The sequence below is a fragment of the Aquirufa novilacunae genome, assembly GCF_045310505.1.
GTDB classification, from domain to species: Bacteria; Bacteroidota; Bacteroidia; order Cytophagales; family Spirosomataceae; genus Aquirufa; species Aquirufa novilacunae.
In genome coordinates this window covers 563,170-577,366 of the sequence record NZ_JBEWZG010000003.1, presented here as the reverse complement: position 1 = coordinate 577,366, position 14,197 = coordinate 563,170, and the positions used below count along the sequence as shown (strand labels likewise).

12 protein-coding genes and 1 tRNA gene are annotated in these 14,197 nt (G+C 42.7%); 3 read left to right on the top strand and 10 right to left on the bottom strand.

Annotation, left to right across the window (positions count from 1 at the left end; translation table 11 throughout):
• Positions 1-26: 26 nt before the first annotated feature.
• The 8 genes from V7S74_RS10755 to V7S74_RS10720 all read right to left on the bottom strand — a co-directional run bounded on the left by V7S74_RS10755 (position 27) and on the right by V7S74_RS10720 (position 10,068).
• Entirely contained in the window at positions 27-1,388 is a 1,362-nt protein-coding gene (locus V7S74_RS10755; RefSeq protein WP_406778763.1) for a quinol:cytochrome C oxidoreductase, read from the bottom strand.
• Between the two features lie 34 nt (positions 1,389-1,422).
• Entirely contained in the window at positions 1,423-2,031 is a 609-nt protein-coding gene (locus V7S74_RS10750) for a c-type cytochrome (protein ID WP_406778762.1), read from the bottom strand.
• Between the two features lie 25 nt (positions 2,032-2,056).
• Complete coding sequence (locus V7S74_RS10745; RefSeq protein ID WP_406778761.1) at positions 2,057-2,575, bottom strand: DUF3341 domain-containing protein; 519 nt, start codon at positions 2,573-2,575, stop codon at positions 2,057-2,059.
• A 31-nt stretch (positions 2,576-2,606) separates the two neighbouring features.
• On the bottom strand, positions 2,607-4,007 hold the full coding sequence (nrfD, locus tag V7S74_RS10740) for an NrfD/PsrC family molybdoenzyme membrane anchor subunit (RefSeq protein WP_406778760.1): 1,401 nt from the start codon (positions 4,005-4,007) through the stop codon (positions 2,607-2,609).
• Between the two features lie 30 nt (positions 4,008-4,037).
• On the bottom strand, positions 4,038-7,085 hold the full coding sequence (locus tag V7S74_RS10735) for a TAT-variant-translocated molybdopterin oxidoreductase (protein ID WP_406778759.1): 3,048 nt from the start codon (positions 7,083-7,085) through the stop codon (positions 4,038-4,040).
• A gap of 36 nt (positions 7,086-7,121) precedes the next feature.
• Complete coding sequence (locus V7S74_RS10730; protein WP_406778758.1) at positions 7,122-8,330, bottom strand: cytochrome c3 family protein; 1,209 nt, start codon at positions 8,328-8,330, stop codon at positions 7,122-7,124.
• A gap of 217 nt (positions 8,331-8,547) precedes the next feature.
• Positions 8,548-8,618: transfer RNA gene (locus V7S74_RS10725), tRNA-Cys, on the bottom strand.
• Between the two features lie 223 nt (positions 8,619-8,841).
• On the bottom strand, positions 8,842-10,068 hold the full coding sequence (locus tag V7S74_RS10720; protein WP_406778757.1) for a metallophosphoesterase: 1,227 nt from the start codon (positions 10,066-10,068) through the stop codon (positions 8,842-8,844).
• 50 nt (positions 10,069-10,118) lie between these two features.
• On the opposite strand from V7S74_RS10720, the gene V7S74_RS10715 reads away from it, so the two are divergent.
• On the top strand, positions 10,119-10,913 hold the full coding sequence (locus V7S74_RS10715) for a Rossmann-fold NAD(P)-binding domain-containing protein (RefSeq protein WP_406778756.1): 795 nt from the start codon (positions 10,119-10,121) through the stop codon (positions 10,911-10,913).
• A 170-nt stretch (positions 10,914-11,083) separates the two neighbouring features.
• Here the strand turns inward: V7S74_RS10715 and V7S74_RS10710 are convergent, their stop codons facing one another.
• Positions 11,084-12,274: a M20 metallopeptidase family protein gene (locus V7S74_RS10710; protein WP_406778755.1), complete on the bottom strand. Its 1,191-nt coding sequence runs from the start codon at positions 12,272-12,274 to the stop codon at positions 11,084-11,086.
• 135 nt (positions 12,275-12,409) lie between these two features.
• On the opposite strand from V7S74_RS10710, the gene V7S74_RS10705 reads away from it, so the two are divergent.
• Together V7S74_RS10705 and V7S74_RS10700 are read left to right on the top strand one after the other, a co-directional pair.
• Positions 12,410-12,925 (top strand): HNH endonuclease, encoded by a 516-nt coding sequence (locus V7S74_RS10705; RefSeq protein ID WP_406778754.1) that lies wholly within the window; start codon positions 12,410-12,412, stop codon positions 12,923-12,925.
• Complete coding sequence (locus V7S74_RS10700) at positions 12,922-13,662, top strand: DUF2520 domain-containing protein (protein ID WP_406778753.1); 741 nt, start codon at positions 12,922-12,924, stop codon at positions 13,660-13,662. Before V7S74_RS10705 ends, V7S74_RS10700 begins: the two co-directional genes overlap by 4 nt.
• Here the strand turns inward: V7S74_RS10700 and V7S74_RS10695 are convergent.
• Entirely contained in the window at positions 13,655-14,113 is a 459-nt protein-coding gene (locus V7S74_RS10695; protein WP_406778752.1) for a hypothetical protein, read from the bottom strand. The genes V7S74_RS10700 and V7S74_RS10695 overlap by 8 nt on opposite strands.
• Positions 14,114-14,197: the final 84 nt, after the last annotated feature.

Below are 14,197 nucleotides of genomic sequence, written 5' to 3'. Positions count from 1 at the left end.
TCTTTATTTTAAGACAAGTTCAAAAATTAAATATCGTGGTGTAATGCTTCTGGCAAGAATGGGTGGTTTTTCGCCACTAAACTTGCTTTCGTTAATTCTCCTGAGATCACATAGATGAAAGCAGAAGCGAAGACTGTAACCATTCCAAATTCTACTAAGCCGTAACCACCGTGCTTACCTACAACGCCTGGCATAATCATTTGGTAGAAATCAATGTAGTGACCAGCAATAATTAAGAAAGCAGCGATCTTTAAGAAGATACGTGTTCTCTTCGCATCACGTGTCATTAGAACTAAGAAGGGTAGTAAGAAGTTTAGAATTACCATTAAAATTTCTGAACTTTTATACAATTTATCATAACCTTCCCAGCGCTCTAAGAAATAGATGGTTTCTTCCGGTAAGTTAGCATAGTAGATTAATAAGAATTGCTCGAACCATACGTAAGTCCAGAAGATTGAGAAGGCGAACATAAACTTGCCTAAATCATGTAAATGGTTCTCATTTACATAGCCCATTAAGCCTTTGTCCTTTAAGTATAAAATCGCTAATACGATTACAGCATAGGTAGTCACGTGCCATGAAGAAAACATGTACCATCCGAACATAGTAGAGAACCAGTGTGTGTCGATCGACATCACCCAATCCCAAGCAAAAATTGAGCTAGAGGCACCGAAGATCACGATGAAAGCGGTACCGATCTTAACTAATTGCGTGAAGTATTCTGTTCCGCCATTCAAATCCTCTTCTAATGATTTCTTGCGTAACATGTTCCAAAGAAGGATCCATAATCCTCCAAATACCACTAAACGAATCAAGAAGAAATTTTTGTTCAAATAGCCAGACTTACCTGCAATGATTTTATCATAGTTTGCATTTCCTACTTCTGTTACACCGTGGTGCATCCAGTGGAAAATAACATCTCCTTTGAAGAAGAATGTTAAGATCAAGATAGGTAAGGAGATGTATAAGAACTTAGGGAAAGCCTCAGGAACACGCTTCATTACTGATGACCAACCTGACTTCGTTAAGTATTGTAAAGAAACGAAGAACATACCTACTACAGCGATACCTGTAAAGAAGACTGCATTCAACCAAACGTTCGCCCAAACGCGATTCATCCAATTGTAGTGTTCTTCCGCATCCGGCTGGTGAGAAACTGCTCCACCAGAAAGGTGTTCTGCAGCTGCTTCGTGTCCCGCCTTCGCTGCCTCATGACCTGCTGCCGCTACTTCGTGACCACCTGCTTCTCCTTTAGATAAAAGGTAAATACCAATAACTAAAGCAACAACGCCTGCGATGAAAGCATAAATAATTCTCTTTTTGCCTTCAGAGGTGAACTCAAAATGCTCCTCTACGTTTGCTGGGGAAAAATGTGAATGTCCCGCCATCTTGTTCTCTATTTTAAATTAAATGAATTTGATCTTATTGTTTTTGTAACTCGTGTACATAAAGTACGATTTTCCAACGGTTCTCTGAGGAAATCTGTGAACCGTGAGGCCACATACGTCCTTTACCATGTGTAATTACGTGGTAGATATGTCCGTCGTTCACGTCTTTCAATGCATCACTTGAGTATACAGGTACTCCCTTGTATTGTTTCGCAACTAAGCCATCTCCTTTTCCTCCTTCACCATGGCAGTGTTGGCAGAAACGCTCGTATTGTAGCTTTCCAGCCTCGATGTTTTCTGGAGTAGCCGCTAATGGGTTTTTCAATAAGGCTGCTGAATACGATAAGCTATCGTTAGGCACCGTTTTTGCTAATAATTCTTGTGCTAAGAACGCTTTCTTTAAGCTATCCGCACCTGAATATTTTTTACGAGGCACTGTACCTGACACAGGTAAACGCATGTTCATCCCTAATGGGTTGATTTTGTTTGTGTCACCTTGTAACTGAGTCATCGGCTCGTAACCTACTGAATTGTACATATTAGGTGCAAACTCTGTACCTGTATCGTTATGGTCATCTCCACAAGACAATAGTCCAGCTGTTAAGCCGACTAGTAAAGTGAATTTATGAATTGAATTGAACATATCTTCTTGAGAATTATTCGTTTAATTATTTAACATTTACTTCGATGGCTCCTGAATCTTTCAAGGCTTTCTTGATATCAGCTGCACTTACTTTGTTCTTATCCACGTTAATCGCCATGACAAACTTGTCATCTGTCGTACGAATATCTAATGGAAGCGTAGGATTACCTGGCCATAAGTCGTTTGAGATACAGAAGGTTGTTACAAGGCCAAAAGCCGTGAACAATACTGTTCCCTCAAATGTTACCGGAATCCAGTTAGGAAGTGCAAAGAAATCTTTACCCCCGATGATCATCGGCCAGTCAAACACCATCGTGTAGCTGATTAATGATAAAGCACAGATCATTCCTAAAGTACCGAACATGAAGGCAGCGATAGGTAAACGTGTACGCTCATGTCCTACGGCTACGTCTAATCCGTGAATAGGGAATGGAGTAAATACGTCTTCGATTTTGATTCCTTTCGCTTTTACCTCGCCTACAGCGTGTAAAACCTCGTCCTCATCGTCATAAACTCCCAAAATGTAGTTAGTTGTCGAACTCATATTGTTTTAATTTCGAATTTCTAAATAAAAATTATTCTTCTGTTTTCTTTGCAGCCTTCACTTTCTTCGCTGGGAAGTTAGACGAAACTCCTTTCATTACGGATTTCACTTCCGCCATATTTACTACCGGTAAATACTTAGCGAATAAGAAGAATAACGTAAAGAATAAACCGAATGAGAAGATGTAATCACCGATATCATACATCGTAGGAGAGAACATCGCCCAAGAGGATGGTAAGTAATCACGGTGTAATGAAGTCACGATAATTACGAAACGCTCGAACCACATACCTACGTTTACCACGATAGATAAGATGAACGAAACCATTAAGTTTGTACGGATCGCTTTCGACCAGAATAACTGTGGAGAGATAACGTTACAAGTCATCATCATCCAGTATGCCCACCAGTATGGACCAGTAGCCCGGTTAATGAAGGCATAGCTTTCATATTCCACACCTGAATACCAAGCGATAAAGAACTCAGTTAAGTAAGCGATACCTACCACTGAACCCGTTACCGTGATAACGATATTCATCATTTCGATGTGTTCGATTGTGATATAATCCTCTAATTTGAAAACTACACGTGTAATTAATAATAAGGTTTGTACCATTGCGAAACCGGAGAAGATCGCACCCGCCACGAAATACGGAGGGAAGATAGTCGTGTGCCATCCTGGGATAACAGACGTCGCGAAGTCCATCGATACAATCGTGTGTACAGAAAGTACAAGAGGAGTAGAGATACCTGCTAAGATTAATGACATGTACTCATAACGTGCCCAAGTCTTAGAAGAACCTGTCCAGCCTAAGCTGAAGAAGCCATACCAGAACTTACGACCTGCTGTTGTAGCACGGTCACGAATGGTTGCTAAATCCGGTACTAGACCCATGTACCAGAATAATAAAGAAACGGATAAATACGTCGAGATCGCGAAAACGTCCCAAACTAACGGAGAGTTAAAGTTAACCCAAAGTGAACCGAACGTATTTGGAAGTGGTAAAGCCCAGTGAGCTAACCAAGGACGTCCCATGTGAGCTAAGATGAAGGATGCAGCACAAAGTACGGCAAAAATCGTCATCGCTTCCGCTGAACGGTTGATGGATGTTCTCCATTTTTGGCGGAACAATAATAACACGGCAGAGATCAAAGTACCCGCGTGACCGATACCCACCCACCATACGAAGTTAGTGATATCCCAAGCCCAACCTACGGTTTTATTTAATCCCCAAACGCCAATACCTTGCCACCAAGTGTAGAAAAGGCAATAAGCACCATACATGAATACAAGACAAGAGATCCCGAATGCAATTTTCCATTCTTTCGTAGGTTCTCCCTCTACTTGCTTGCAGATATCGTGGGTAACATCGGAATAAGATTTTCCACCAGTAACTAGTTTCTCTCTTATGGGTGATACAACGTGCGACATATTTTTATTTACTGTTTTACGATTAAAAAATTATGCTTCTTTCTTAGCATCCTTGTTACGAACTTTCTTCAAGTAAGAGATATTAGGCTTCACATTAATCTCTTCGATTACGTGGAACGCACGTCCCTCTTTCTCTACTAATAATAATTTAGAGATCTCAGATGCTGGATCGTTCATATCTCCAAATGTAATCGCATTCGTAGGGCAAGATTGAGCACAAGCTACTTGAATTTCTCCATCTACTGGACGACGCTTCTCTTTCTTCGCTTCTAACTTACCAGCTTGAATACGTTGAACGCACATCGAGCATTTTTCCATTACACCACGAGAACGAACGGTTACGTCTGGGTTGATCACCATACGTCCTAAGTCGTTATTGAAGTGGAAATCGAAGTCATCCGTTTGGAAATAACGGAACCAGTTGAAACGACGTACTTTGTATGGACAGTTATTTGCGCAATAACGTGTACCGATACAACGGTTATACGTCATTTGGTTAAGACCTTCCGTTGAGTGAGTCGTCGCTAATACGGGACAAACAGTCTCGCAAGGAGCGTTGTTACAGTGCTGGCATAACATCGGTTGGAAAACTACCTCTGGATTATCAGATGCAATCTCTAAACCTTTCAAATCTTCTACCTCTGCATCAGAAGAGTAGTAACGGTCGATACGCATCCAGTGCATCTCACGACGGTTAATCACTTCTTGACGACCTACTACTGGTACGTTGTTTTCAGCGTTACATGAAACCACGCAAGCAGAACATCCTGTACACGTATTTAAGTCGATCACCATACCCCACGCGTGGTTATTGTATTCGTGACCGTTCCAAAGCGTTAAATCAGTCGCATCCTTTTCTCCTTCAGACGTTTTCACGCGAGGAGTGAAGCTTCCTGCTTTTGCATCTTTTGCAAAGTCAGCTAACACCGTCTCTTGAACGACTGCTTGACGTGCCATCACCGTTTGGTGAGTTTGCGTTTGAGCGATTTCTTTTGTCTCACCAGTTGAAGTTACTGAAACACCTGTTGTGCAGATACCTACACAAGCGCCATTTACTTCAGAGATGAATGGATAAGCATTTACACCCACACCGTCTGCAGACTTACCTGCTTTCGTGCGACCGTAACCGATAGCAATCGCTACTGTATCTTGCGCTTGGCCTGGTTGAACTAAAACTGGAAGAGATACTTTGTATCCTTTCGCGCTTACTTCAACAACATCACCTTGCTTTAATTTTAATTTAGTCGCAGTTGGTTGCGAGATAGCCGCGTAATTGTCCCAACATGCTTTAGAAACTGGCTCAGGGAATTCTTGCAACCAAGGGTTGTTTGCTTGAGAACCTGTTCCTAAGCCTACTTTCTCGTAAACTGCGATCTCTAAACCAGTAGAAGACGCTGAATAAGACTTGCTGATGGCTGCTGCCGCTGCATTCACATCGACAGATGGGCTTGCAGAAGAAACCGTTGCCGGATTTGGTTCAAATACACCATTGTGAAGTGCATTGTTCCAAGCTACTTTGCCACCTTTTAAGATGTTTTGCTCCCAGTTACGCTCTAAGTAACCTGCAAAATCACCTGATAAACCAGCCCAAGTTAAGAAACTTGACTGCGCTTGACGTGTTTTGAAGATTGTAGAGATCGTAGGTTGCGTTAATGAGTAGAAACCAGCTTTAGGCTCAGCATCATTCCAAGACTCTAAGAAGTGAGAATCTGGTGCGATGAATTGACATAATGAAGCCGTCTCATCAGCGCGATCGTTTGTTGCTAAGCTCACACCCACTTTTGGTAAAGCAGCCGCTAACGCAGCACCCATTGGGTGGTTGTAAACTGGGTTTGCATTGTAGAAGATAACCGCTGCAATAGAACCAGCGCTAGCTTCTTTAATGAAATTAGCCATCGCCATGTCGTTACCTTGACGGTAGTTCATAGCTAAGCCTGTATTGATCGTCGTGCCATATGCGCCTACTAAAGCGTTTGTAGCAGCAACAATTTTTTGAACTTCTGGGTCATTTGAACCAGCTACGATGATCGAAGCGCCTTTTGAAGCGACTAAGTCTTTCGCTGCTTTTTCTAAATGATCTACTTTAACCGAAGCACCCGCGATGCTAGCCGCTCCTGTTAATTTCGCTACTGCATTATATAAAGCAACCGCTACTAAACCCTCTTGAGATGGCTTGTAAGCGGCGCGGTAATCTGCGTTAGCACCTGTGTTAGATAAGATAGTCTCAAATTGGTAGTGGCGAGACATGTCTTTCTTTCCTCCTTTTTCAGAGCTAACACGGCGAGTGATTGCCCATTGTGCAGCAAATTCAGTAGGAGCAATCCACGAACCTAAGAAGTCAGCACCTAAAGACACAATCGTCTTAGCTTGGCTGAAATCAATATTAGGTAAAACGCCACCGTGTGCTTGTGTTAAACCATAAGCTGGGTTTGCGTCATACGTGATGTGTTGTGTTGTTGGGTATTTCGCTGCGAAGTCTGCGATTACTTTCTTCGTAGTAGGAGAAAGGATGGTATTAGAAACGATGCGGATTTGACCACCTTTGGCAGCTACCTCAGCTAACTTCGCTGTAAAATCTTTATCTAAAGAAGCCCAATCCGTTGCTTTACCAGCAGCTTGAGGACCTTTTAATTTTTCATTATCATATAAACTCAAAACAGAAGCATGAGCACGGCCCGAAAGCACACCCTTCGAGATCGAAGAAGACTTGTTACCTTCGATTTTGATCGGACGACCTTCACGTGTCTTCACTAAGATCGATGCGTAGTCACCGCCATCTGTATACGTAGACGCATACCAGTTAGCGATAGTTGGCTCGACATCTTCCGGCTTGTTTAAGTAAGGAATCGTGTTCTTTACTGGAGACTCACAAGCTGCTAAAGACACAGCCGCTACTCCAAAACCTAACATCTTTAAGAAATCACGACGATGAGTACCCGCTCCATCAACTAAAGAATCTCCTTTAGCATCCGTTTCAGATGGCATATTGCCAAACTCATTGTGGATATTTTTGACAAACGATGGCTCATTGGTTAACTCCTCAATCCCTTTCCAATACCTCTTGTTCGAATTTTCCATATAATCTTTCTTATTCAGACTAAAATTTTATTTCTATTAATAGTGACACTTAGAGCACTCTAAGCCACCGATGTTTTGAACTTTCAAAGGAGTCTTGCTATCCTTATTGTGTACCTCTACTAATTTATCGTAGTAAGCGTTGCCTTTTGCATTTACGTCAGTTTGACGGTGGCAATCGATACACCAGCCCATAGTTAATGAAGAACGTTGCTCTACCACTTCCATCTTTTCGATTTCGCCGTGGCAGTTCTTACACTCTAAACCACCTACGTTTGTGTGTTGCGAGTGGTTGAAATACGCTAAGTCAGGTAAGTTATGAACACGTACCCATTGGATCGGCTCATCTTTCTCTAATGCTTTGTAGATTTTTTGAATCTCTGGAGACTCACGCTTGATCGCGTTGTGGCAGTTCATACAAATGTTCGCTGAAGGAACGTTTGCACCTTTTCCCTCGTAAACACCTGTGTGGCAGTAGTTACAGTTGATTTGGTATTGACCTGCGTGTAATTTGTGAGAAAATTTAATCGGTTGCTCTGGAGCATATCCTTGGTGGATACCTACGCCATAAGCCGCATCGATCGTTGCTTTACCTCCTAATAATAGGACCAAAACAATTACTCCCGTCTTCACTGCCGAATTAGCAGCTAAGGACTTAGCATTTTCAGCTACTCTTTCGAAAAAAGGCTTCCCTTCTTCTTGGTCCGCTTTCGCTAACTTGCTAAGTGAGTTGACAATCGCTAGTAAAGCGATTAATACCAGCACCATGATGATTAATAATCCTACTAAAAGGACTTCCATCATACCACCTGAAGAAGCTGCCGCTGCTGGAGCTGCCGCGCCTGCTGCTGGTGCTGCACCTGCTGCCGGAGCCGCTGGAGCTGCATTCGATGCATCGATATAGGCGATAATACCTTTAATTTGAGCTTCTGAGAAGTTCGGATATGGAGTCATAGCCGCCTTGTTAAACTTGTTGTACAAGTCATTTGCGTACTTGTCTCCTGAAGCGATAACTGCTTGTGGGTTGTGTACCCATTTAACGATCCATTCGATCGGACGACGCTCGCTAATTCCCTTTAAACCAGGACCTACCAATACTTCGTCTGTGGATGCGTGACAAGCCGCACAGTTGTTTTTAAATAGTGTTTCACCTTCCGCTGCATCTTGTGCAAACGTTGCTGCAGTCGCAGCAATTAGGAATAAGAAGGAAAATAGAAACTTAACGAGAGTTAATTTTTTGCAACACATAAATATAGATTTTCTCATATTAATTCAGTCCGCAAAACTACAATTCGATTTTTTAGGAAACAATTAATTCTTCATTCAATTTTTGGATTTTTTTAATCACAATTATTATTTAGAATTTTTCAAAATAAGGCCTTTAAATTAAAATTGAACTATTTTTAGAATATTTTGCATAATGTGTATGGGTACAAAAAAACCTTCCGGATTGGAAGGTTTTCTGAGGTTTCGAGCGGATTCGAACCGCTGTAGAAGGTTTTGCAGACCTCTGCCTAGCCACTCGGCCACGAAACCAATTAATTGGGATGCAAATTTAGCTTTTTTTTAGAGAAAGGCAAGACGGTAGATGAAAATTTAGTCGATAGTCACTAGTCGCTAGTCGCTAGTCTCTAGTCACTAGTCGAAAGTCGCTAGTCCGGAGAAACATTTATCATTAACCATTTACCATTCACCATTCACCATCTCTATTCTATACTCTCTACTCTATGCTCTCTGACTCCCGACTAGTGACTAGCGACTAGCTCAGCGTGAAAACCGAAATTTCTGGCGGCATCCCCACTCTCCCCGGATAGCCTAAATAGCCATAGCCCCGATTCACATAGATTTGTTGTTCGCCTTCGTGGTATAATCCTGCCCACTGTTTGTACACATATTGAGCTGGTGACCAACGCATTTCAGCGATTTTAACCCCAAATTGGGTGCCATGCGTATGGCCCGCAAAAGCCACATCGATGTCTTTGTATTTCTTCGTTACCTCCGCATTCCAGTGCGTTGGGTCGTGCGATAAAAGTAGTTTCGCAGAAGCCTCTTCTGTTCCTTTGTGCGCTTTTTCTAAATTTCCGTACCAAGGGAAGCGACCTAAGCCGATATTTTGGACCCCAATTATCGCTAATTTTTCACCTGATTCTTCTAGCAATCGATGCTCATCCATCAATAGATCCCAACCCATTAATTCATGGGCTTTCATCAGGTCTTTTAGATTTTGCTTTTTAGCTGCTGGACTCGCCCAGCGCACATAATCGCCATAATCGTGGTTCCCCAGGGTACTAAATACACCCAGTGGAGCTTTGACCTTATTGAAAACGTCAAAGTAATTCTGCACCTCTTTGGACTCATTATTCACCAAATCTCCGGTGAAGAAAACGACGTCTGCTTTTTCGCGCATCAGCATCTCTACACCTCCTTTAACAGCCGTTTTATTGAAAAATGAACCTGTATGGATATCGGAAATTTGGGCAATTTTCAAGCCTTTGAAGGCAGAAGGCAAGCCTTTGATTTTTAAGGGAATATGCTCTACTGTATAATCATGGGCGCCGGAAATTATGCCAAAAGCAAAGGTAGCAGCCGGCACTGCCCCCACAGCTAGCGCGGCTTGGGACAGGAATTCGTGGCGAGAAATAGCACTAGGGTCTTTCTTGAGTACTTTTTTAGTGCCCCAGCGGAAGAAACGGGTGATATCTTCTAGTAATAAGAAGATAATAATAAACAGTTTAGTGATAACGGAGATCATAACGATCGCCATAAAGGTGATCCGGATTTCATTTTTCCAAGCATGCAATGGCAAGGCATTATAGGAAATGATCCCTATTAGAATGAAGGCTGTAAATCCCCAAAAGGTATTTTTAGCGATTTTTTGAATGCTTTGGCGGGAGTTTCTGAAAGCGGTTTTGACAGCCATCCAAACATAATAGTCCAGCGCGATTAACACAATACTGATAAAAGGCACAAAAAACATTTTATTCATAGCACTTAAACTATCTTTGCAATTCAATTGTTCCAAAGGTGCAAAATTACATGAAAAAGACGATAAGTATTTACGGGGGCGGTTGGGTAGGCGCACCATTGGCATTTAAATTAGCTTTAGCGGATTTCGACGTCCGCGTTTCCGCTTCGAGTGTTCACGCGCAAGCGGCCCATCCGAAAATCAAGGTATTGGATTTCAGAGCTGAGCCTGATATGCCAGCAGAAAACTGGACTTCGATGATTTATTCGGAAGTGCAGATTTGGGCGATCCCACCACGTCGTAAGAAGAATTCCGAAGAGACTTATCTGTCCATTTTGCAGGCTTGGGTAGATAATTTACCCACTTCTGGTGTTAAAAAACTCATTTTCCTTTCTTCGACATCCGTTTATTCAAACGTGTCCGACACGGTCGATGAAAACTCCGCGATTAATGAGGATTCGTTAATGGCCAAAGCCGAAGCCATCGTTTCCTCCTCCAAAGTCCCTTCCCTTATCTTGCGTTTAGCTGGTCTAATGGGAGGCGATCGTTTTGTAGGAAAGTACTTCTCCGGCAAGCGAAATGACGGAGCAAATTGCCCTATCAATTATGTACACAAAGATGATGTGGTTGCATTAGTGGCCTTAGCCGCTGAAAAAATCGAATCGGGCATTTATAATATTGTAGCGCCTATCCACCCCACTAAAGGCGAAGTAGGCGAAAACGACATCGAACGCCGCGGTCTTCCTGCCGGCTATTGGGATTATTCAGTTACTTGTCTAGGCGGGAAAGTGGTGAACGGCGATAAGATCTGCGATGAATTGAATTACGAATTCCGTTGGCCGGATCCTTTGGAATTTCCAATCTAATTTTTGCGGCCGAGTTTCGGCCTCAAAAATTTTAAAGCATAAAGCATAAAGCATAAAGAAGATTAGAAATAGTAGAGTATAGATAATTTGCTAAATCCATCTCCGCAGGTGATTCCAACTTTATTATTTGTGCTTTATTCTTTATGCTTTTAAGGAGTCTAAGCAAAATTTTAAGCTTCCAATTCTTTCACTGCGAGCCACGCCATTAACCCCGGCCCAATCCCCAGAGCGCCCTCATCAATATCAAACCCTGGCGTATGCACCCCGCTAGTTATTCCTTTTTCTTCATTGCGTACTCCTAGGCGATAAAAACAGGCATCCACGTGATGCGTGTAGAAGGCAAAGTCTTCTCCTGCCATCCATAAATCCAAGTCAACTACGTTTTCTGCACCCATGTATTCGATGGCTGCGGCTTTAGAGCGACGGGTTAGTTCTGGGTTGTTTTGTAAGAAAGGGTAGCCTTTTAAAACTTCGAATTCGGCGCGGCCGCCCATCGCATCTGCGATGCCTTCGGCCAGTTTTTTCATCTTTTCTAGACCTTCAGCACGCCAGGTTTCGTCCATGGCGCGGAAAGTTCCTGCGATGTTTACTTCGTCTGGGATGACATTTGTGGCTCCTAGGCCTTCTATTTTGCCAAAAGTCAAGACCGAGGGAAGTTTTGGGTTTTTATTTCTCGAGATGATTTGTTGCATCGCCACAATGATGTGGGATGCGATGACAATAGGGTCGACGCAGGCATCGGGCATAGCTCCATGGCCGCCTTTGCCAATTACTTTAATGTATAATTCATCCGTACTCGCCATGTACATGCCTTCTCTGAAACCGATTTTGCCTACTGGGACATTGGTTGCCACGTGTTGGCCATAAATGCTGGCAGGTGTGGGGTTTTGCAGAGCACCTTCTTGAATCATGATGCTGGCTCCGCCTGGGGCTTTTTCTTCGGCTGGTTGGAATAGTAATTTGATGGTTCCTTCGAACTCGTCGCGTACTTGTTGTAAAATGTGGGCCGTTCCTAAAAGGGAGGCGGTGTGCACATCGTGGCCGCAGGCGTGCATGACACCTGGGTTTTTGGATTTATAGGGAACGTCGTTCGTTTCTAAAATGGGCAATGCATCCATGTCCGCACGAAGGGCGACGACTTTTTTGTCTGGATTTTTACCTTTGATTTCGGCGATGAGGCCGGTGGTGGCGATTTTTTTGGCCTGAATTCCCATCTGCTCTAATTGTTGTAAAACGTAGGCTTGTGTCAGAAATTCCTGATAGGATAGCTCGGGGTTCGCGTGAATATGGTGGCGATTTGCGAGCGTTTCTGGAGTTAGTTCAGCCGAAAGCTGTTTGATTTTTTCCAATAAAGTGGACATGGGCATTTATTTAATTTAGGCAAATCTACGAAATACGACCTAATTCCCGGAATTCTTAACAAAAAAGCAATCTTATATGCTTTACAATCAACTGATTATTATTTAAATTGTTGAGCAAATTAAACCAGTTTGTCTATGGCTCAGAAAGTGTTAGTTTTAAATCAGGATTACAGCGCGCTCACCATTTGTTCCATGCCGAAGGCCTTTCTTTTGGTCTACTTAAACAAGGCAGAATTGGTCGCTGAATCTACTACTGAAAAATTACACTCTGTTTCTAAAACCTTTCCATACCCTTCGGTTATTCGCTTACAGCGCTATGTGTATTTTCCGTTCAAAGGGGTCATGCTGACTCGACAAAATATTTTAAAACGCGATAATCATACGTGTCAGTATTGTGGGTCAAAAGACTTCTTGACGATGGATCACGTGATCCCTAAATCACGTCAGGGACGCACCTCGTGGGACAATTTGATTACTGCCTGCAAATATTGTAACTCGAAGAAGGGGCACATGACTCCAGAAGAAGCGGGCATGGTTTTAATGCGCCAGCCATTTAGGCCATCTTTTGTTATGTTTTTGCGAAATTTTTCTGGAATTTTGGATCAACAATGGGCACCGTTTGTAGGTGCTAAACTGGAGACCACCACATGAGTTTTAAAATATCGTTTATCGGAGCCGGCCATGTGACTTGGCACATCGCAAAGGCCCTTGAAAATGCCGGAAATTCTGTTCAAGAAGTATTTAGTAGAGAGCCCTCGAAGGCAAAAGACGTCGTTTCTTATTTATACAACGCTAAGGTCCATGAAGACCTGGACTTCTCAGATTCCGCGGCCACCGTATTTTTCTTGTGTGTCCCAGAATCGGCTTATCCGGAAGTATTAAAAGAATTATTATTGCCAAAATACGCAACACTCATCCTCGTTTCAGGTACTTTCTCTCTCGCTGAGGCGAATCTTTTATATGATCCTGAACGCGTAAGCACGAATCAAATAGGAGTGTTTTTCCCGGTTCAGCAGTTGGAATCAGGACGTCGAATTAAGTTAGATCAGATGCCCATCTGCCTCGAGGTGATGGTGGAAGAAACCCAAAATACCTTAGTGGCACTCGCAAAAGATATCACCGATGCGATGTATTTAGTGAATGGAGAGGAGCGCAAAAAGATTCACAAAGCGATGCTTTTAGCGGGTGTTTTAACCCAAAATCTGTGGTCGCATGCACAAGAATTATTGCAATCGATTGAGCTAGAGCCTAGTTTATTGCATGGTCTCGTGCAACAACATGTTCAAGCATTCTTTACCGGGAATCCACTTTCGAAGGAAATTTCAGATCCACATTTGCGCGAGGTAAACTTGCAAATCAATCAAATCCTCGAACGTAACCTTATTTAATGAGGGGGCGGTCCATGTTTTGGATCACGATGTTCTTAGCGAATCCTAAAACGGTAATTTTACCCGTTTCCGAAGGGTAGAAATAGTACAAACTATCGCCAGCGGTATTTTTCTGGATGGAAGGCGGGATGTCCTGTTTTTGGGAAATAGAATAATCCAAGGCATCCATAATACCCACCATTTTGGCATCCTTAAAACTCAATTTCAACTCAGCTGGAGCGCCTAGTCGAACAGAAATAGACAAAGCCTTCGTCGCGCTATCCAATTTCAACGCACCCTTTGCTTGAATTTCTTGCCCCCAAGTATCCACTTGATTGACGATATCTTGCGGTAAAACGCGCTTCACTTGTCTGGCCTTCATTTCCTTAACAGCCGCAGCCGTATCAATGCGTTTAGAAAAATCGCAAGCTTGAAGGGCGATTAATGCGAAAAGGAGTAGGGCGTGTTTCATCGTTTTGGAAATTATATACAAAGGTATTCTAAACGAGCACAAAGGGCAATGGATTTAATTACTATCTTTGCAACGTTTTTTAAA